The 20,109-nt window shown below is 60.2% G+C and carries 20 protein-coding genes; 9 read left to right on the forward strand and 11 right to left on the reverse strand.

Translation table 11 applies throughout. From position 1 onward, the window contains the following. Together VF436_RS14135 and VF436_RS14140 are read left to right on the forward strand one after the other, a co-directional pair. Nucleotides 1-501, forward strand: a 501-nt coding sequence (locus VF436_RS14135; RefSeq protein ID WP_330904671.1) for a hypothetical protein, incomplete at its 5' end; no start/stop codon positions are given. 264 nt (nt 502-765) lie between these two features. Further along, nucleotides 766-1,434, forward strand: coding sequence for a hypothetical protein (locus VF436_RS14140; protein ID WP_330904672.1), 669 nt, complete (start codon nt 766-768; stop codon nt 1,432-1,434). A 57-nt stretch (nt 1,435-1,491) separates the two neighbouring features. Here VF436_RS14140 and VF436_RS14145 read toward each other — a convergent pair whose 3' ends face one another. After that, nucleotides 1,492-2,544 carry an NAD(P)-dependent alcohol dehydrogenase gene (locus VF436_RS14145; protein WP_330904673.1) on the reverse strand — a complete coding sequence of 351 codons (1,053 nt, stop codon included), beginning with the start codon at nt 2,542-2,544 and terminating at the stop codon, nt 1,492-1,494. 169 nt (nt 2,545-2,713) lie between these two features. On the opposite strand from VF436_RS14145, the gene VF436_RS14150 reads away from it, so the two are divergent. Next, on the forward strand, nt 2,714-3,616 hold the full coding sequence (locus tag VF436_RS14150) for a LysR family transcriptional regulator (protein WP_330904674.1): 903 nt from the start codon (nt 2,714-2,716) through the stop codon (nt 3,614-3,616). Nucleotides 3,617-3,683: 67 nt separating this feature from the next. Next, a complete protein-coding gene (locus VF436_RS14155; RefSeq protein ID WP_330904675.1) occupies nt 3,684-4,367 on the forward strand; it encodes a hypothetical protein in 684 nt (227 codons plus the stop codon). Nucleotides 4,368-4,377: 10 nt separating this feature from the next. On the opposite strand, the gene VF436_RS14160 is transcribed toward VF436_RS14155, so the two are convergent. Beyond that, nucleotides 4,378-5,082: an SIR2 family NAD-dependent protein deacylase gene (locus VF436_RS14160; protein ID WP_330904676.1), complete on the reverse strand. Its 705-nt coding sequence runs from the start codon at nt 5,080-5,082 to the stop codon at nt 4,378-4,380. 228 nt (nt 5,083-5,310) lie between these two features. Next, the gene (locus VF436_RS14165) at nt 5,311-5,919 is read right to left on the reverse strand and encodes a TetR/AcrR family transcriptional regulator (protein ID WP_330904677.1); all 609 of its coding nucleotides are present in this window, start codon (nt 5,917-5,919) and stop codon (nt 5,311-5,313) included. 129 nt (nt 5,920-6,048) lie between these two features. Between VF436_RS14165 and VF436_RS14170 the strand changes: the two genes are divergently transcribed. From VF436_RS14170 to VF436_RS14185, 4 genes are all read left to right on the forward strand, one after another. Beyond that, on the forward strand, nt 6,049-7,170 hold the full coding sequence (locus VF436_RS14170) for an efflux RND transporter periplasmic adaptor subunit (RefSeq protein ID WP_330904678.1): 1,122 nt from the start codon (nt 6,049-6,051) through the stop codon (nt 7,168-7,170). Further along, nucleotides 7,167-10,337, forward strand: coding sequence for an efflux RND transporter permease subunit (locus VF436_RS14175; RefSeq protein ID WP_330904679.1), 3,171 nt, complete (start codon nt 7,167-7,169; stop codon nt 10,335-10,337). The genes VF436_RS14170 and VF436_RS14175 overlap by 4 nt, the downstream gene beginning before the upstream one ends. Next, nucleotides 10,334-11,803, forward strand: a complete 1,470-nt coding sequence (locus VF436_RS14180) for an efflux transporter outer membrane subunit (protein ID WP_330904680.1) — start codon at nt 10,334-10,336, stop codon at nt 11,801-11,803. The genes VF436_RS14175 and VF436_RS14180 overlap by 4 nt, the downstream gene beginning before the upstream one ends. A 175-nt stretch (nt 11,804-11,978) precedes the next feature. Further along, nucleotides 11,979-12,404, forward strand: coding sequence for a hypothetical protein (locus VF436_RS14185; protein ID WP_330904681.1), 426 nt, complete (start codon nt 11,979-11,981; stop codon nt 12,402-12,404). A 45-nt stretch (nt 12,405-12,449) separates the two neighbouring features. On the opposite strand, the gene VF436_RS14190 is transcribed toward VF436_RS14185, so the two are convergent. The 5 genes from VF436_RS14190 to VF436_RS14210 all read right to left on the reverse strand — a co-directional run bounded on the left by VF436_RS14190 (nt 12,450) and on the right by VF436_RS14210 (nt 15,976). Next, nucleotides 12,450-12,797: a hypothetical protein gene (locus tag VF436_RS14190; RefSeq protein ID WP_330904682.1), complete on the reverse strand. Its 348-nt coding sequence runs from the start codon at nt 12,795-12,797 to the stop codon at nt 12,450-12,452. 10 nt (nt 12,798-12,807) lie between these two features. Then, on the reverse strand, nt 12,808-13,581 hold the full coding sequence (locus tag VF436_RS14195) for a LytTR family DNA-binding domain-containing protein (RefSeq protein WP_330904736.1): 774 nt from the start codon (nt 13,579-13,581) through the stop codon (nt 12,808-12,810). Further along, the gene (locus VF436_RS14200) at nt 13,568-14,749 is read right to left on the reverse strand and encodes a sensor histidine kinase (protein ID WP_330904737.1); all 1,182 of its coding nucleotides are present in this window, start codon (nt 14,747-14,749) and stop codon (nt 13,568-13,570) included. Before VF436_RS14200 ends, VF436_RS14195 begins: the two co-directional genes overlap by 14 nt. Before the next feature lie 181 nt (nt 14,750-14,930). After that, nucleotides 14,931-15,512, reverse strand: a complete 582-nt coding sequence (locus VF436_RS14205; protein ID WP_330904683.1) for an alpha/beta hydrolase — start codon at nt 15,510-15,512, stop codon at nt 14,931-14,933. Nucleotides 15,513-15,517: 5 nt separating this feature from the next. Then, entirely contained in the window at nt 15,518-15,976 is a 459-nt protein-coding gene (locus VF436_RS14210) for an alpha/beta hydrolase family protein (RefSeq protein ID WP_330904684.1), read from the reverse strand. A gap of 227 nt (nt 15,977-16,203) precedes the next feature. On the opposite strand from VF436_RS14210, the gene VF436_RS14215 reads away from it, so the two are divergent. Next, the gene (locus VF436_RS14215) at nt 16,204-16,929 is read left to right on the forward strand and encodes a hypothetical protein (RefSeq protein WP_330904685.1); all 726 of its coding nucleotides are present in this window, start codon (nt 16,204-16,206) and stop codon (nt 16,927-16,929) included. A gap of 32 nt (nt 16,930-16,961) precedes the next feature. On the opposite strand, the gene VF436_RS14220 is transcribed toward VF436_RS14215, so the two are convergent. The 3 genes from VF436_RS14220 to VF436_RS14230 form a co-directional block, all read right to left on the reverse strand. Further along, the gene (locus tag VF436_RS14220; RefSeq protein WP_330904686.1) at nt 16,962-18,785 is read right to left on the reverse strand and encodes a GGDEF domain-containing protein; all 1,824 of its coding nucleotides are present in this window, start codon (nt 18,783-18,785) and stop codon (nt 16,962-16,964) included. 21 nt (nt 18,786-18,806) lie between these two features. After that, nucleotides 18,807-19,091 (reverse strand): hypothetical protein, encoded by a 285-nt coding sequence (locus VF436_RS14225; RefSeq protein ID WP_330904687.1) that lies wholly within the window; start codon nt 19,089-19,091, stop codon nt 18,807-18,809. A 165-nt stretch (nt 19,092-19,256) separates the two neighbouring features. Then, complete coding sequence (locus VF436_RS14230) at nt 19,257-20,051, reverse strand: SAM-dependent methyltransferase (protein WP_330904688.1); 795 nt, start codon at nt 20,049-20,051, stop codon at nt 19,257-19,259. Between the last annotated feature and the right edge of the window lie 58 nt (nt 20,052-20,109).

Here is a 20,109-nt window from a genome sequence, read left to right on the forward strand (position 1 = left end):
AACACCTTGAACGATCATGACAAGGCATGGTTGCAGCAGACGCTCAACGGCAATCAGAGCCTGCTCGACGCGGTTGACACGTTCCACGACGATGCCACACAAAGCTATTTGCTTTGGGGGCAAGCGGGCTCGGGTGGCAAATCGATATCTGCCGCGGACACGGCGAAAGTGTCTCAACTGGCCGACAGCAGCTTTTACTTCATGAGCATGTTCCAGCGGGCCGGTACCCAGATGCTCAATGGCATGGACCCGCAAGGCAGCTATGTCACCTCGGCGGGTGCTCCGATCGATTTTCACCAGAGCGTGAATTCGGCCCTGGGTTTCCTGGTATTCCAGAAAAGTACCCAGTCGATCGCGCAAGGCACGAATAGTTATACCGATACTCGTGGTCATACGCATTATGGCGAGCTCAAGGGAGACGTATCGAGCCTTCCTGGCGTTATCCCATCGTTCGCCCCTCCTGAATCGAATATCTCGTTAGGCCTGAACGCGGTGGCTTGACGGCTTTTGCAGGGAGTTTCGAAAATTGTTCATCGAAGTAGCCACCCGGCGAAGGGCTGCCAAGGCTGCCTCCGGCGCCTGTTGCTCGATCAAGGCCAGGTCGCAAGCCTGAGCTTGCGGGGGCGATGGATAAGCGAGTTCTTTAAGGCTCCTTCAAGTCCGTAGACCTTGTCATGGGAGGGCCTGAAGCGGTCTTTCTGTCCACGTGGTATTGGCGCAAGATGTTATGATTTTTGCAGACAAAATCTTGCGCAAGGGGAAGTCATGCGAGTGCTCTACGGATGCGCGTTTGCGCTGCTTGTGGTCGCCTCATTCGTGCGTCCGGCCATGGCTGGTGGGAGCGAACCAGTCACGATCGAATGCCCGAGCGATGATCACGCACAGGCGCTGATCGACCAATCGCAAGGCATCGCGACGCGGCCCTCGAAACACGAGCTTGTGCTGCATGTTGGCCGTAACGCGATTCACCTGAAGGAAGAGCCGCCTTATGACCAGGCGGGCAGCGAGTCGTACACGTATTGCGGCAAAGTGCTCGATTACGTGCTGGTCAGCCATTACGGAGATTCCCAATGGCTGGGATCGCTATATCGGCTCGACTCGGGCAAGGAGCAGCCCGCCGGCTACAAGGTGCTCTTTTCGCCGGATCGTCGCTATTACCTGGCTTTCACCGAAGGCGATGGGGTTGCCGCGGAAATCCTGACGCTCTACACCATCGACGGTAAGAAGCTGTGGGAAGGCGAGAGCCTGATCGATCATTACGATGATACCAGCACGGTGTTCGACAACATCCACTGGAACGAGGCAGATGTCATCGAAGCTTCGATCAAATGCGCCAGAAAAATGCGTGGCACGGTCAAACTGGTGCAGCAGGGTGACACCTGGAACTGGGCGCCGCTGCCTCCTGGCTGCAAGCTCCAGGACCCGGAGCAATAACAGGCCAGGCCAAGGCCATGGTCATGCCGACCGGCGTGACCATGGCGCTTGCTCTTGTTACAGCGTCGCCATATCGATGACGAAGCGATACTTCACGTCGCTTTTAAGCATGCGATCGTAGGCGTTGTCGATATCCTGCATCTTGATCATTTCGACATCGGACACGATGCCGTGTTCGGCGCAGAAATCGAGCATCTCCTGCGTTTCGGCGATGCCGCCGATCAGTGAGCCCGCGATCGATTTGCGGCCGAAGATGATGCCACCCACCGAGGGCGATGGATGCGGTGTCTCGGGTACGCCGACCAGCGTCAGCGTGCCGTCGAGCTTTAGCAGGCTAGTGAAGGCGTCGAGGTTGTGCGATGCCGCCACCGTGTCCAGGATCAAGTCGAAGCTGTCGGTGTGGGCAGCCATTTCCTGGGCGTTCTTTGACACCACCACCTCGTGGGCTCCCAGGGCCAGCGCGGCCTCGCGCTTGTCCGGCGACGTGGTGAACGCAACGACATGCGCGCCCAGGGCGCGGGCGAGCTTGACGCCCATATGACCCAGACCGCCGATGCCCACCACGCCCACTTTCTTGCCCGGGCCAGCATTCCAGTGGCGCAGTGGTGACCAGGTGGTGATGCCAGCGCAAAGCAGCGGAGCGGCAGCGGCCAGATCGCTTTCCTGATGGCGGATCTGCAGCACGAAGTGCTCGTCGACCACGATGGCAGCGGAGTAGCCGCCGTAGGTGTTCTCGTCGCTGCTATGAGCCCAGCCGTTATAGGTACCCTGGAAGCCGTTCGGGCCACGGCAATACTGCTCCAGGTCGTGGTTGCACGACGAGCACTCCCGGCAGCTGCCGACCATGCAGCCCACACCGACGATGTCGCCGGCTTTGAACTTGCTCACATCGCCACCGACCGAGGTGACACGTCCGATGATTTCATGGCCCGGCACCGACGGGAAGCGTACGCCAGCCCATTCGCCGCGCGCGGTGTGCAGGTCTGAATGGCATACGCCGCAATAAAGGATCTCGATGGCGACGTCCTTGGCGCCAGGTTCACGGCGCTCGATCGTCGTCAGTGCCAGCGGAGTGCTGCTGGACTGGGCCGCATAGGCTTTGGTTTGCATGGAAATCTCCGGGTTTAAGCGGTTAAGAATCGGCAAGACGGCTTGCCGACGGTAGCTGAGGGCAGGGGCCGGCGCTGTGTGGCTGGCCTCGCTGCGATGCGATGCACTATAGAAATCCTGAATTGATGGGTCTATGCCCTAGAATGGGATGACTTAGTGGTGAAATCCCATGAATACACGACCGACTCTGGCCGAACTGACGGCGTTTGCCGCGATCGTCCGCCATTCCAGCTTCCGCGGTGCTGCCGATGATCTAGGCATGTCGCCGTCCACGTTGAGCCACATGATGCGTGCGTTGGAGGACCGGCTGGGGCTGCGGCTGTTCAACCGAACCACGCGCAGCGTGGCGCCGACCGAAGCCGGCAGCAGCCTCTTCCGTGGCCTTGTCCCCATCCTCGATGCGCTAGACGCGACCCTGTTGGATGTCTCCGCACTCGGCGGCAAGCTGTCGGGCAGCCTGCGTATCAACATGCTCGAGCAAGCCGCTCCCGTGCTGATGCGGCGGATCATCCCGACCTTTCTGGAACGCCATCCGGATATACGCCTTGAACTGATTACGGAGGGCCGGTTGATCGACATCGTTGCCGACGGTTTCGATGCCGGTGTACGCCTCAAGGAGGCAGTGCCCCAGGACATGGTGGCGGTGCCCTTCGGCGGTGCGATGCAATTCCTGGTGGTGGCTTCGCCGGCCTACCTGCACCGCCACGGTACACCAGCTGTCCCGGAGGACCTGTTCAACCATCGCTGCATTCGCATGCGTCTGCCCAGCGGCAAGATGTACCGTTGGGAATTCGAGCGTCACGAACAGGAATTGCGCCTGGATGTGCCCGGTACGGTTATTCTGGACAGAATGGACCTGATGGTGGAGGCGGCGGCCCGGGGGTTCGGTCTGGCGTATGTGTGGATCGACACGGTGCAGCCCGCGATTGACCGTGGCGAGGTGGTGCCAGTGCTGACCGATTGGACGCCTCCGTTTCCCGGTTTCTGCTTGTATTACCCCAGCCATCGTCTGCTCCCGGCGGGTTTACGGGCATTTGTGGATATCATTCACGAGATCGAACACGAGCGCTGATGTGTTCGTCGTGTCGGTCATGGAAGGGGCATGGCCACTGCGACATTCAGGAATCAAAGGGCAACGCATGAAGCACCCTTGCGGATATAGCTTGTTCCTAGTGGCCATTGCCGCAACATCCTCCTTTGCACATTCGGCGCCATCGTCGTTCGTCCCGACCGGCGTTTCGTCGCTCAGTTGCGACAACGTCGATACGCCGGCCAAGGAAGCCAAGTTGATCGCACAGATGAAAGGCATCGTGCAGCGGGTGTCCAAACACGAGCTCAGACTGCACATGGACGATACCTCGGTCGTGCTCAAGGACAAACCGCCTTATGACGAGGCCGGCGGTGATGTTCATACCTATTGCGGCACAGCCGTGGGCTTTGCGCTGGTCAGTGGTGCTACCAGCGAGTCAAGCAGTGGCACGCTGTATGAGCTGTCGAGTGGCAAGACGCAGCCAGGCGGTTTCGCAGTCGCATTCTCGCCGGATCGTCGGTTGTACCTTGCCCGCTCGCAGGATGACGGCATGGATGGCGAGCTGTGGGATATCTACTCCATCGACGGCAAGCAAGTATGGAAGGGCGAAAGCATTCTTATCGGTGCCGATGACCAGGTGGCCATCGATCTGGATGCACCGCATTGGATTTCCCCCACCCAGTTGGAAGCTTCCGCCGAGTGCGACCATGACATCACCGGCAAGGCCACGTTGACCTTGCAAGGCGATCATGGGGTCTGGCAATTCCCCAGGGGCTGCAAGAAACCCAAGTGACCAGGACCGGCTAGCCGTCGAGAGCAGGTTCCTTGCCGGCCAGCCACTGCTCGACCATGTGCGGCACGATGCGTGTGGCCGTACCCAGGAGGTGCCGGTAACCGTACGGCATCTTCTGTCGTTCCGGCGAGACCAGGTATTTCTTCGCATCATAAGGCGCCATCTCGGCCAGGTCGGCAGCTGGATACACCGTCAGCGACGTGCCGACGACCAGCACCCGTGATGCCTCGACGAAATGCTGCGTGCCTTCGGCCAGGTAACGTACGTTTTCGCCAAACCACACCACGTCGGGACGCAACTGACTGCCTTTCTCACAGAGCTGGCCCCATGCAATCGTGGGTGAGTCCATGCGATAGATCAGATTGGCATCGACCGTGCTGCGTGACTTGAGGATTTCGCCGTGCATATGCAATACCCGGGTTGAGCCGGCGCGCTCATGCAAGTCGTCGATGTTCTGCGTGATGACCACGACATCGAAAGCGTCTTCCAGCCTGGCAATGGCCAGGTGCGCTGCATTTGGCTCGGCGGCAAGCACGCCCGCGCGACGCTCGTTGTAGAAGCGCAGCACCAGGTGCGGATCGGCCGCCCAACCCTTCGGCGAGGCCACCTGTTCCACAGCGTACTGCTCCCACAGCCCACCCATGTCGCGAAACGTCTTCAATCCACTTTCCGCGCTGACGCCAGCACCGGTGAAGATGACGATTTTTTCTTTCATGGTCTGTGGGCTCGGACCCGGAAACTAAACGTATGGTTGACAAACCGGCCCAGATCCAGCGCTTGCGATGATCAAGCTCGACGCGATGGCGGCCGTGGTCGTGCCGAGGAAGATATGTCGGAGCGTGCTCTTTGCTGCTGGCAATTTTCGAAAAGTTCTGGCACTGAGCCCTCGCTCATGACCACCCGTCTCCTTCGGTGGCGACGCAGCCAAGTTGGGCGTTGTGCATCAATCGAAGAATAACGCTGCAAACACAGTGTGCAAGACGTCTTTTGCGTTTTCCTCAGGCAGTTCCTTGGGCATGCAGACATTGAAGAAGCGCACACCATCGACGAGGGCCATCATGCCGAAAGCCAGGTCACGGCCCGGAACGTTCAGTTGCTTGTCCATTGCCTTGCAGAACAGCTCGATGAAGTGTCCGATGGTGTCGCGCTTTTCCAGCATCAGCGCATTGAGGCGGGCGCGAAACTTCGGGTCACGCAGGGAGCATACCCGGGCCTCCGCCCAGAGCGCGAAACTGGTTTCGCCGCAATAGGCTTGCACGTAGAACTCGGCCAGCCTGGTCTGGAGATCCTTTTTCGACAGGCCGGCATCGAGGATCTGCTGCATGCTCTCCTGGATGTCGGCGTGGTCACGCTTGAGCAAGTCAATGAACAAGTCGTTCTTGCTGCCGAAGTTGGAATAGAACGCGCCGCGGGTGTACCCGGCATGTGCGGCGATGTCTTCCACGCTGCTGCCAGCCAATCCTTTTTTCGCGATCACCGCAGCGCCCGCTTCGAGCAGGCGCTCGCGAGTCTGATCTCGGCTTTCTTCGCGGGTCAATCGTTTGCGTGGCATGCAGGCATCCTAGCACGGCCTTGGACAGGTGCATCTGAATGCCTGTTTGAATTCAAATACAATCATGTATTAGAGTGCGATACTGTATTCACGTGGCCGCCGCAGGGGCGCGCCTCCCAGGAGTGGCTTGTGGAAAAGCGTAATTCCCCGCACAAGGCGGGTTTCGGGCTGTGGGCTGCCTTACCGTTGGCGATTGCCGCTGCGCTGTTATCGGCTTGCGGTAAATCGACCACACCCGCCGCGTCGGTCAAGCCAGTGATCGCGATGCCGGTGAAAGCGACCGATGGTCGTGCAACCGTGCGGTTCCCCGGCGATATCCATGCACGCTACGAAATGCCGCTGTCGTTCCGCGTGCCCGGGCAACTGGTTGCAAGGCAGGCCAAGCTGGGTGACACCGTGAAGAAGGGCCAGGTGCTGGCGCAGATCGACGCGGCGGATGCCTCTCGCAACCAGGCCGCCGCGCAGGCGACACTGGCGGCGGCCGAGCACCGCCTGGTTTTTGCCACCCAGCAGCGCGAGCGTGACGAGGCACAGGCGAAAGCGAACCTCATCAGCCAATTGCAACTCGACCAGACCCACGATGCCTACGCATCGGCGCTGGCTGCACGGGACCAGGCGCGTGAGCAAGTGGCGCTAGCGCAGAACCAATCGCGTTACACCACGCTTGTTGCCGATCGCGAAGGCCGTATCACCAGCGAGCAGGCGGAGATCGGCCAAGTCGTGGCGGCTGGTCAAGCTATCTTCGGTTTTGCATGGTCCGGTGAGCGAGACGTATTTTTTGATGTCCCCGAGGATCGCATCGCTGGCATCCAGGTGGGACAAAACGCGACGGTCAGCCTGCCGGCCTTGCCGGGCAAGGTGTTTTCAGGCCACGTGCGCGACGTATCGCCGGCTGCCGATGCCCAGGCACGCACCTACCGCGTCAAGCTGGCACTGGATGCCAACGGTCAAGATCTGCCGCTCGGCATGACAGCCGAGGTGTCGCTGCCCGGTGGCGCCTCGACGGGCATGAACCTGCCTGTTACCGCCTTGTTTCACCAGGGAGACCGGCCTGCGGTATGGGTGCTCGATCCCAAGACATCCACGTTGCAATTGCGTCCGGTTACCGTCACGCGTTATGGCGAGCACGAAGTGCAGATCAGTGAAGGCCTGCAAGCAGGCGAACAGGTCGTGATGCAGGGCGTGCATGCCGTCAGCGCTGGCGAGAAAGTGCAAGCTATCGCGCCGCCGCACCCGGAGGACGCACCGTGAGCGAGGAGGGGCGTTTCAATCTTTCGGCATGGGCGTTACGTCACCGCCCGTTGGTGTTTTTTGCCATGGTGATGGTGGCGGTATTTGGCATGCTTTCCTATAGCCGGCTATCGCAGTCGGAAGACCCGCCGTTCACCTTCAAGGTGATGGTGATCCAGACGTTCTGGCCCGGAGCCGACGCCAAACAGGTCCAGGAGCAGGTCACCGATCGCATCTCGCGTAAATTGCAGGAGACGCCGTCGATCGATTTCCTGCGCAGCTATTCGCGTCCTGGTGAATCGCTGATCTTTTTCAACATCAAGGACTCGGCGCCAGCATCGATCGTGCCAGGCACCTGGTATCAGGTGCGCAAGAACATCGGCGACATCGCCGCGCAATTGCCGCAAGGCGTGCAGGGACCATTCTTCAACGACGAGTTCGGCGACGTCTACACCAACATGTACGCGCTTGAGGGTGACGGGTTCACGCCGGCCCAGTTACATGACTATGCTGACCAGTTGCGTGCCGAATTGCTACGTGTGCCGGGTGTCGCCAAGGTCGACTATTTCGGTGACCAGAACCAGCACATCTACATCGACATTCCCAATGCGCGCCTGTCCAAGCTGGGCATCAGTCCACAGCAGATCGCACAGGCGATCAACCAGCAGAATGCCGTGGCGTCCGCTGGCGTCATCACCACGGCCGACGATCGTGTCTATGTGCGGCCTTCCGGCCAGTTCGACGACCTCGATGCCCTGGGCAACACCCTGTTGCGTATCAACGATCGCAGCTTTCGCCTCGGCGACGTTGCCACCATCCGGCGCGGCTATGACGATCCACCTAGCCAGCAGGTGCGCTTCATGTCCAAGCCTGTGTTGGGTATTGGCGTCACCATGCAGCCAGGTGGCGACGTCATCCAGCTTGGCAAGGCGCTGGATGAGGCGACGTCAGGCTTGCAGAAGCGCTTGCCAGCCGGCCTGACGCTACATCCGGTTACCAGCATGCCGCACGCGGTAGCGCATTCGGTGGATGATTTCCTTGAGTCGGTTGCCGAGGCCGTGGCGATCGTGCTGCTGGTCAGCCTGCTCAGCCTGGGATTCCGCACCGGCATGGTGGTGGTCATCTCGATTCCTTTCGTGCTGGCGGCCACCGCGCTATGCATGGATATCTTCGACATTGGCCTGCACAAGGTGTCTCTGGGTACCCTGGTGCTGGCGCTGGGACTGCTGGTGGACGATGCGATCATCGCGGTCGAGATGATGTCGGTGAAATTAGAGCAAGGCTGGAACCGCATGCGCGCAGCCGCGTTTGCCTATACCAGCACGGCATTTCCGATGTTGACCGGCACCCTGGTGACCGTTTCGGGATTCCTGCCCATAGCGCTGGCCAAGTCAGGTACCGGAGAGTACACGCGCTCCATATTCGAGGTGTCGGCCATTGCCTTGCTGGTGTCGTGGCTGGCCGCGGTGATCGTGATTCCGCTGCTGGGTTATCACATGCTTCCCGAGCATCACGCACGCGCCAAGCCTGGTCATGAGTGGTGGGCGCGCTGGATGCCGCAGGCTTGGAACGAACGCCGTCGCGCCCAGGCTGCCGCCATCGTGCATCACGAGGGCGATATCGAGATCTACGACACGGTGTTTTATCGCCGCTTCCGGCGCTGGCTCGATGCCTGCCTGCGCTATCGCTTTGTGGTGCTTGGTGCCACCGTGCTCACCTTCGTGGTCGCCCTGGCGGGTTTTGGTTTGGTGCCCAAGCAATTCTTTCCCAGTTCCGATCGCCCTGAATTGCTGGTGGATCTGCGCCTGTCCGAAGGGGCGTCTTTCGACGCTACGTTGAGCCAGGTCAAACGCTTCGAGAAGGCCATTGCAGGGCGGCCGGAGATCGCCAACTACGTCAGTTTCGTCGGTAGCGGCGCGCCGCGCTTCTACTTGCCGCTGGATCAGCAACTGACCCAGCCGAACTTTGCTCAGTTCGTCATTACCGCCAAGGACATCGACCAGCGCGAAAAACTGGCCCATGCCCTCGATAGCATTCTCAGTCATGATTTTGCCGCTGTGCGCACCCGCGTGAGCCGGTTGGAGAATGGCCCACCTGTAGGCTTTCCGGTGCAGTTCCGTGTCAATGGCGATGACATCGCCACAGTGCGCGATATTGCGGAGAAAATCGCCGGTGTCATGCGTAAGGATTCGCGTACCACCAACGTGCAGTTCGATTGGGATGAGCCCGGCGAGCGTTCGGTACGCTTTGAAATCGACCAGTCCCGCGCACGGCAGTTGGGTATCACCTCGCAGGACGTCGCCAATTTCCTGGCCATGTCGTTGTCGGGCGTGACGGTCAGCCAGTATCGCGAGCGCGACAAGCTGATCGCGGTGGACGTGCGTGCGCCGCGGGAAGACCGCGTGCATCCCGATCAGATCGAACAGTTGGCCATCCCCACGCCGGGAGGTGCCGCCATTCCGCTCGGTCAGTTGGGCCATGTGCGTTATGGCCTGGAATACGGTGTGATCTGGGAACGTGATCGCCAGCCGTCAATCAATGTGCAGGCCGATGTGCTGGGCGGTGCGCAAGGCCTGGATGTCACCAACGACCTGGACAAGCAACTTCAGTCGCTGCGCGCCAGCCTGCCGGTGGGTTACCGGATCGAAGTGGGTGGCTCGGTGGAACAGAATGCGAAGGCACAGGGTTCGATCAACGCGCAGATGCCGTTGATGATGATTGCCGTGCTGACCTTGCTGATGATCCAATTGCAGAGCCTGGGGCGTACCTTCATGGTGGTGCTGACGGCTCCGTTGGGCTTGATCGGCGTGATCGGCTCGCTGCTGTTGTTCGGCCAGCCGTTTGGATTCGTAGCCATGCTTGGCACGATCGCGATGTTCGGCATCATCATGCGTAATTCGGTGATCCTGGTCGATCAGATCGAGCAGGATATCGCGGCAGGACATCCGCGCTGGGAAGCGATTGTCGGTGCGACCGTGCGTCGTTTCCGACCGATTACGCTGACTGCCGCCGCTGCCGTACTTGCGCTGATTCCGTTGTTGCGCAGCAACTTCTTCGGCCCCATGGCTACAGCCCTGATGGGGGGCATTACGGTGGCCACAGTGCTGACGCTTTTCTACTTACCGGCGCTGTATGCCGCCTGGTTCCGCGTGCGTGCCGATGAGCCGGCCAAAGAGGTGACGCCATGATCCGGTCCCGGTTTTCATCCATGCGCTGGAGTGCATTGGCCTTGGCAGTGATGGCGGCCGGCTGTTCGTTCGCACCTCCGACCAGGCCGCCTGCCATACCCTCGCCACAGCATTATGCCGTGCAGGAAGATTCCACCAGAGATGGCGCATCGGCGCTGGTGCGGCCCGGTGCGCCCATTGTGCCCGACTGGTGGCGTGCCTATGGCTCGGATACGTTGAATGCCTGGGTGGAAGAAGGTTTGAAGAACAATCCTTCGCTGGATGCCGCCCGGCATACCCTGGAGGCCGTCCACCAGCAATACCGCGCCCAGGCAGGTGACACGATGTTGCCCTCGCTGGACGCGCAGGGTCAGGTTACCCGCCAGCGCGCCTTAGGTCTTCCGGGCTTCGGGCCGCCGACCAGCCTCTACAACGTGTATGCCGGGCAACTGAGCCTCAATTACACGTTCGACGTGTTTGGCGCGGATCGCTATAGCATCAAGCAAGCCGCTGCGCGCATGGATGAGCAGGCATTCCAACTCGACGCCGCGCGGCGAGCTCTGGCAGCCAATATCGTCATTACCGCCGTAAATGCCTCCTCGCTCGCCGAGCAGCTCACCGTGAGCGAGCGCTTGTCGGTACTCGCACATACCCAGGCCGACCTGGTAGGCAAGGCGTATGCACTTGGTGCCGCATCGCATGATGACGTGCTCAATGCCCGGCAGAACGCCGATGCATTCGATGTCAACCTGCCTGGGTTGCGTGCGCAGTCGCTGCGCGTACGGCACGCGCTTGCCGTGTTGCTTGGACGTACGCCGGACCAGGCGCCAGAACCGTTGCCGATGGATGCATGGCACGTGCCCGAAAATGTGCCAGTGAGTTTGCCATCGGATCTGCTTGCCCAGCGGCCGGATGTGCTGGCCGCGGAGGCTTCGCTACGAGAGGCCTCCGCGGGCGTTGGCTTGGCGACTGCGAATCTGTTTCCACATATTTCACTGTCGGCGACCAAGGGATCGGCGGCTTTCAAGGACTCGGCCCTGTTCAGCGCCGGATCGGGCATCTGGAGCGCAGGCCTGAGCCTGACCCAGCCGATCTTCCATGGGGGTGCCCTGATAGCCGAGCGCAAGGCGGCGATTGCCAGTTACGACGCCAGCATGGCGCAGTATCGGCAGACCGTGCTCAATGCATTCCAGAACGTGGCCGATACGCTGGTTGCGCTGGAACAGGACGGACATGCCTTGCAGGCCGCGCAAGCGTCTGCCGCTGCAGCGCAGGATGCCTTTGCCGAGAGCCAGTCACGTTATCGCCTTGGCGCGGTGGCTTACCCGGTGACCCTGTCCAACGAGCAGCGCTACCAGAATGCGCGCGTGGCAGCGATCCAGACGACCGCAGTGCGGCTGGCCGACACGGCGGCGCTGTTCCAGGCGATGGGGGAGTCCTATCCGACGGATGTGTCGGCGCGCAGGAAATCACAACTTGCACGGTGAGGCATCCCTGATTGGCGATGCAGCGAGCGCAGCCATGGGTTGCTCGGCCACCAAGGCGGTTGATTCATCGTAGCGCTCGTTTGCTTTTGTATGGATGATCGCAAGCTTGCATGCACATCGCCCTGACCTGGCGTGTCACATCATGTAGTTGGTGTTGTCGACGGAGAGCCAGATCATGAGTGAAGCAGATCGTTTTGGCGGAGCAGGCGGTGATGGCCGTCGTATGAACCTCACGCCACCGGATCAGCAGCAGGTGCCACGCAAGTCATCGGCCAACGAGTCACAGGCTAAATCCAAGCAGAGACAATCCCCATTGAAGTCGTCCACTGCCTCAAAAGGCAATGGCAAGCCCGCAGGGGCCGACAAGGCGCCTCATCATGGTTTCGATAATCGCAATGCACGCTCGTTGGTTCATGATGTGGAGGCATTGGACGAGCCGAAAGTAGGCTCGACCTACCAGAGTGGCGGCAGAGCCCTGGATCGGGATGCACTCGAAGACGAGAAACGTTCGGGTGAACATAGCGGGTCCTGGAAGAGTCCGCATGCACCACGCGGAGCACCGGATCCTGCACCGGGTACTCCGGTCAAACGTCGCCGTTGATGGGCTTCAAACGTGGAAGGTACCCCGATCGGGCGTGCCTTCCCATTATTGCGGCCGCAGGCAATTCACGGTCTGGGCCGTATCGTCGCCGCGCGCGCAGACCTGGATGGTCGCAGGCAGATCCCGAACATCTTGTTCGGTCCCGGCGACTACGGCGAGCATGCGCAACGGTTGCTCCTGGCAGTGCCCCAGCGCACAGTCGAAGATAGCGTAATGGCAACTGCCGCTGATGCTATCAAGGCAGGCGAAGGTGGTCGTGCCTGCCCGAATGTGCACCTTGCTGTAGATCTGATCCACGCCGTTGACTGATGAGCGCGTCATGATGCTTCGGTCTTCGCCGCTGCAGCCGGCGAGCGCGGTGAGGAAATAGACGATGGCCATGATCTTGATCATGTGAAGTTCCTTACATATTTCGAAAGATCGTCATGAATGGTTGGCTGACGGTGAGTGTTTCCGTGCGTGTCTTCAAGCGTAGGATGCCCTTGCCGCCATCGTCTCGAATCACCGCTGCGATGGCTCTTACATTGACGATGGTCGATCTGTGGATCTGCTTGAAGACCTGGTTGTCCAGCATGCCGAGCAATTCCCGGATGGGGGTGCGTAGCAGCGCCTCGCCGTCGGCCGTCATGGCAACGGTGTACTTGTTGTCCGCGCGGAAGTAGGCGATATCGTCGACCATGATCAAACGCGTTTCACGGCCGACACTGGCGGTAACCCAGGTTAACGCGGGTGTTTTGCGTTGATGGCTGGTGTTTCCAAGCTGGCGCAACAGTTCATGCAACTGCGCGGGACTGACCGAGCCTGAGCCCATACGGGACTGGATACGCTGCATGGTGGCGGCAAGGCGTTCGGTTGTGATGGGTTTGAGCAGATAGTCCACCGCGCCGCGATCGAAGGCATCGATGGCATATTGATCGTATGCCGTGGTGAACACGATCTGTGGTGGCGCGGGAAGCTCCATGGCCGACGTGGCCACTTCCAGGCCGGTGAGGCCGGGCATGCGAATATCGAGAAAGGCAACGTCAGGGCGATGCTCGGCAATCGCTTCAAGCGCGCTTGCACCGTCTTCGCATTCCGCCACGAGTTGCAACGAGGGCCAGGTATCGCGCAACAGTTGCGACAAAGCGGCGCGCAACAGGTGTTCGTCTTCGGCAATGATCGCTTTAAGCATGGAGATGGACCGTCCGGATAGCCGGTAAGGTGATCGTGGCAGCCACGCCGGCTGGCATGTTGGCAACGACTGCAAGCGCGGCCTTGCCGTCATAGGCCAGGCGTAGCCGTTCACGCAGGTTTTTGAGGCCAACGCCTGTGCCGCCGCTCGTAGCGCCAAAGCCTTGCCCATCGTCGGCGACAGTGATGGACACCGCTTCGCCATCGCGGCGGGCATAGATCCATACCGTGCCACCGCCGGTCTTGGGCTCAAGACCATGCTTGATCGCGTTTTCCACCAGCGTCTGCAACATCATCGGCAGCAAGGGCGTGGCATGCAGGCTCTCTGGTACATCGACCTGCACGGCGAGCCGGGCACCCATGCGGATCTTGAGAATTTCAAGGTAAGAGCGGATGCGTTCCAATTCTTCGCCCAGCGTCGATTCGGAGGGGCCGGTGCGAGGAAGCGACAGGCGCAGGTATTGGATCAGGTGACCGAGCATGTCATCCGCGCGAGTGGGCTCATGACGGGTGAGGTATTGCGCGCTGGCCAGGGTGTTGTAGAGAAAGTGCGGCTCTACCTGGGCATTGAGCAGGTTGAGCCGGGCGATGGCCAGTTCCTTTTCCACTGAGGTCTGCTCGACTTCCTTGCGTTCGCGCAGGCGTCGTTCTGCGATCCGTCGGCTGATGGCGCGAGTGATCGCCTCGGCATTTTCCAGGTTGGTGGCATCGTCGACACGGAACCAGTCGCTCCATGCCCCGCTCTCCGGCTCACAGATCAGCGTGACGCTGCCCGTGCCATCACCGGGTGTCACCGTCGCCAGGATCTGGTTGCGTACGGCATGGAAATAGGAGAACGGAAACATGCGCCATCGATTGTAGAGCGGTGGGCGTTTGACCTTGGCGCGAATTTGCAGGCTGTCACGCGCACTTTCAATTTCCTCGGTTCGAGGCAATTCGCGGATCGCGGCATCCAGCAGGTCAAATGCCTCGGTGGCATCGAGCGGAATCTCGATCTGTCGACGCTGGCGATTGCCGGTGACACCTGCATCCAGGTGTCCAGTAATCAACCTCACGCGCCGTACGTGCGACATCGCGCTGCCGGTGACATAGATGGCCGTGATCACCCATATCCAGAAAAACACGAGGGGTGCATCGTTGTTGGCATGGATATTGGCTAGCAGTAGAACGGTCATCGCCAGATAGGCGGCGCTCCAGGCCAGCAGGATGCGGCAGATGAAGAAAAAGCTTTTCACGTTGACTCCCCGACTTGCGATGAGGCAAGCATAGCCTTGCGCCGAGGGCGATGAAGCGCCCAGGTGACGAGTCTGCCCTGGAGGCGACGAAAGGCGCTTTCCGGCGCGTGAAGCCCTTTGGCTATGGAACCTGTTCCCCTGGCGCGGCATTGCCGGCGTTCACGGCGAAGGGGCGGGCATCATCCACCAGGTGCATGAGAAAGCGGCCCGGCTGCTCCTGCATCGGCATGTGAGCCGAGTCCTCGAACCAGACCAGGCGCTTATAGGGCGCATCAAGCGTGGCGAACCAGCGGGCCACCAGTTCGTGCGACACGGCGTAATCATGGCGGCCGGCGAAGAACAGTACGGGGCAGGCAAAGTGCGTGGTCGAGGTGAAGTCGAGTGCGGCCAGTGGCTTCATCAAGTGCTGGAAAGCCAGAGCGCTCCCCTTGTCGATGGCATCCAAGTCCTGGTCGGTATAATCAGGCGAGAGTTGCTCGGTATCGGCCTGGTATTGGAACCCATGGCGACCATACGCCAGGCCGCCGTAATAACTGGACCAGGTGTGTTCGATCCCAAGCTTGGCGATGTCCAGCGAGCCGTCGGATGCAGGATAAGGAGCTATATTCTCCAGTGCCTGGACAGCCGTGCGATTATGATCTGCCCTGGCCTGCCGAAGTGCGAAACGATAGCCGTCCACTTCGTTCTGCCGTGTGTTGATCATTTGCCCTACGCCGATGTACGCGTAAAGCCAGTCGGGATGCGACTGAGCCAGGCGCAAGCCCGGTACGCTCCCCGGGAGTGTCCGAGCACGAAGATTTTCCGTTTGTGATAGGTGTTGCGTAGATATTGAACGACCGCGGTCGTATCGTCGGTGACCTGCTGAATGCTCAGTGTCGGTCCGATGGTTTGTGGATCGTTGGCCAGGTAGGTCTTGCCGCTACCGCGCTGATCCCATTGCACGACGGTGAAGTAATCTTCCCATGGCGACTGGAAGGTATACGCCAGTGGCATCTCCGGCGCGGCGGGGCCGCCGTGTATATAAAGCAGAATGGGATTGCGGTCGTCGTGACCGCGAATCGACAGCCATTGCCCGGTGCCATTGACGGGAATCTTCACCATGGTGTCGATGCCGCGAGGCGAGACGATCTTGCGTGTGCCTGCAATGATATCGCGCGCCTGCTGCACGGTAAAAAGTAGTGCCGGTCTATGGTGGCTGCCAGGTTGCCGGTGACCAGCGTGGCGGTAAACAGGCAGGGCAGGGCTTTGCGATATGGCATGGAGGCCCCCGTTTGCGGGACGCTGGCAAATCCTTCGGAGGCGGAATGCCATGCAGAAGGTCCGCAAATTCGTGCGACAAGTCCCTGCGTCGCATGCCCGTTATCATTTGCGCATGGACAGCGGGAGTGTGCACGATGAAAGGTCATAAGGCACTGGGCATGCTGGCATGGGCACTGGTCGTGCCAGCGATTGTCTGGGCACAGGCGACGCCTTCGACGACGGCAGCGCCTAGCGATTCTGACTTGTCCAGGCAGGTCTGCGTGATCGGCGAAGAGAAGTTTGTACCCGCCGATTATTACTACTGCCTGGCGGTTCAAAGTTATGGCCAGCACAAATACCGGTACGCCGAGCGTTACTTCAAGGAAGCCGCGTCGTGGGCGAGCAAGCCCGCTCAATATGTGTTGGGCATCATGGCGCTCAATGGCGACCAGCAGCCGGCCAATCGCCCGCTGGCGCTGGCTTGGCTTGCCCTTGCCTCGGAGCGCCCCGATTCCAAATTTGCTGGCGACTACAACAATGTGTTGGCCCATAGTTCGCAGCGAGACAAAGATGCGGCCAATGCGCTGCTCGTGGACATGCGTCGCACCTACGCCGATGACGTGGCCGCCAGGCGGGCGCAGGAGCGCTACGAACACGGCATGGCCAGCCTCAAGAACGTTGAAACGTATTGCATGGCAGGTCTATCGCAGGCCAACAAGGACGAGGCCACCCTGGACGACCCGCTCGAAGGCAACAGTTGCCAGCGTAAGGAGTCGATGGTGGCACGCATCGACAAGACGGCCGCCGCCGTTTTTGACGGCTGGACAGGTCACGTCACGGTGGGAGCATTGCAGCAGGTACCTGGCGCGCCCGGCAAATAGACGTACAAACACGGCTGCATGACACAGCTGGATCAGCCGACCGGTTCCGGGATTGCCGTGGGCGGCGGTTCGGGCATGGGGCCTGGATGGCTTGGACGAACCGGCTCGGGACGGACGATGGTATCGCCCGATTCCACGCGATTGCGTCCGCTATGTTTGGCGCGATACAGCGCATGGTCTGCATCGACCAGCAAGTTCTGCAATGCGTGTCCCACGCGCTCGGAACAGGAAATGCCGAAGCTCGCGGAGATCGACGTACGTGGATTGTCGTCCTCTGCGCGCAACGACAACACGGCTTGGCGCAGTTGTTCGGCAAGATCAAATGCGTTGGCGGTAGCGCATTCGGAAAGCAGGATGCCAAATTCCTCACCGCCAAGGCGTCCAAAAAGATCGCCCGGTCGCAGATGTCGGCGGCAGGCGGCGACCGCCGATTGCAATACACGATCGCCTGCGGCATGACCGTAGGTATCGTTGATCTGCTTGAAGTGATCCAGGTCGATGAGGATCAGGCAGGTGTGACGACGCGCGCGTTCGGCCTGGCGCAATGCGATGGCAGCGGCTTCAACGAAGTGCTGGCGGTTGAAAATGCCGGTCAATCCATCCAGTTGGGCCAGGCGCTTGAAGCGAAGCTGAGAGCGCTTGATGCGATAAAGAAGCAGCGCGATGGAAGCCAGTACCGTAATCAGCAGGATGATGTACAGGCGACTGGTCTCCACCGCCTTGACGTCCAGTTGCCGCTCCAGTTGCAGGATCTGATTGCGTTTGCTTAGCGCATCGACTTCGAGTTTGCGGGCCTTCAACTGCTGGTTGACGATTTGATAAGCCAGCGTGCGGGCCGTGATGTCGTTGAGGTAACCCTTGTCCGCTTCCATGTATTTCTCATGGAAATTCAACGCGGCCTGGATATCACCACGCTTGAGCGCGAGTTGGTAGAGCAGGGAGTAAGCAGTGCTTAATTCTTCGGTGTATTCGTTCTTGATGCTGCCGGCGATCGCCGCGTTGGCGAATTGTTCGGTCTGCGCCACGTCGGCAACGGCAAAATATGCGCGTGCCAGCAGCGTGTTGTAGCGGGCCAGGAGCACCGGATAGTGATAGGCCTGCACGTCGGGATAGCGCGACTGCAGCAGGTCGATGGCCTGCTTGGCGTGATCGTGCGCGATCAACGTGGCGGCGATATCCACGCGCAGTGCATCGGCAACCAGTGGCTCGTGCGAGGCCATGCATGCATCGACGCCCTCCTGGAACGGCGGATCGACCGGCTGTGGCTGTCCGCCGTGGAATTGCGCATGCAACTTGAAGAAGCGTGCTTTGCAGGTGCTTTCACCGGCCGGGATTTCCTGCAACATCTGATCGGCGTAGTTGACGGCCTGATCGTATTGCCCCGAGCCGATCAGCAATTGCGCCGCTTCACCCAGGCCCTGGAAACGAGCCACGCGATCCTTCACGTTGGGTAGTTCATCGGCAAGCTGATTGAGATGCCTGAAGGCATCCTCGTAGTGATGCGATATCCCCAGGATGTTGATCAACGTTGCATTGGCGCGCAGCCGTAACGTGGCATCGCTCGATTGCGTGGCGATTTCGTCAAGCAACGGTGTGGCTTCGCCGTACTTGCCGCTGAAGGCCACTTGCCAGGCCTCCAGGTAGTGCAGGTATGAGCGCTCCTGCTGCGTCATCTCGTTGATGTGATTGTCGAGATCTTTCAGCTCCTCGACGAAATCATTATGACGCGATGTCTTGATGCTGTCGGCTTGTTCGAGTTGCTGGGACAGGTCGCCGGGCATGAACACCGATGCTTGCGCTGAGCCTGTCACCAGGCTCAGCGCAAGGAATGCAGCGCGTAGCAAATGCCTGGGCATCCTGCCGGACCGGGCCTGGGCTCAGGGAAGCGCTGCAACGAGTCGATCGGTCTCCCGGACTTGCTTGGGAGCCTGCTCCTCGTCGTCGCGTTCTTCGTCCTGGTCTTCTTCATCCATCTGGATGTAGAACATCGGACGCAAACCCATCAGATCCTTCAACTGGCCGGCATCCCTGGCCAGGATCGCCTCGCACAGCGAGGCTTCCACCTGCGCCTTGGCAAGTTCGTTGGTGATCTGCTCGTGGCTAGCCTGGCGCAGCATGGCGTTCTGCCCCATCTTCTCCAGAAATTCGATGACGTTGGACATGGTAACTATCCCCCCGATAGTCAATTCGTTGAATCGATTGTCGTCTGTCTTGCCAGGATAGGGTAGACCTGCCCGCCTTGTGGACATCATAGCCCCATCCCGGCTTATGTATCGACGATTTTAGGGATAATCTTTAACAGCGTAAAACATTGCGCAAATGTACGATTATTGTAACGAGCCGAGGGCGGCTAGACGCGCCCGCATCTGCGGGTCCGGATCGAGTGGGCGAGCCGGCGCGATCACCAGGGTGTCTCCCATGCCGGTAGCGGCCTGGGGCAGGTCGGCAAGGCGCAGTCGATCCATGCGCGGCACCTGGATGGGCAACGTCGCGGCCTGGTAAAGGATGACTTCGTGTTCGGGTCCATAGTGGCGTTCGAGCACCTCTACAAGCAGTTCCAGGTACGCCGGTCCGGTGGCAAAACGAGCTTGCGCACTGTCGCCGGCCACGCCGACCTGCCATAGCACTAGCCATGCCGAGGTATCGACCTGCCTGCGATAGTTCATGAATTGGCTGGCTTCGTAATGCTGGCAACCTACCTGGCCCGGATCAATGCCAAGGTCGGCGTACAGGCAGTCTTCGGAGGAGATGCCCGGTTCCATATGGGCCGCGAAGCCCTCCAGGCGAGCCTGCGCGATCGCGCGATGTGGAGCCCACGCGAATACGCCTGGGTGCCCGTAGAACGCCCCGCAGACCTTCTTGCCCAGACGTACTTCGGCCAACATGGCTTCGACCATGCGCCGATAGGTTTCCATCCGGGGTATGCCCTCGCCATAAAACGGTTGCAGGCTGCGCACATCGGGGTTCATTTGCTGCAGCCACATTTCGACCACGGCGTCCGACACGCCGGTGAAGACTACCTGCGCTCCTTCGATGTGACTGCGCGCAAGCGGACTGATGTGTGAGCCCAGGGTAATGCCTACGCCGACGCAGACCAGGCTGCCGCTGGATGAATTGTCCAAGTTTTTCTCCGCTGATGATCGCACTCTAAACCTGCTGAAGGTCCGGCGGAAGGCGCGG

It is taken from the genome of Dyella sp. (genome assembly GCF_036384435.1).
Lineage (GTDB): Bacteria > Pseudomonadota > Gammaproteobacteria > Xanthomonadales > Rhodanobacteraceae > GSA-30.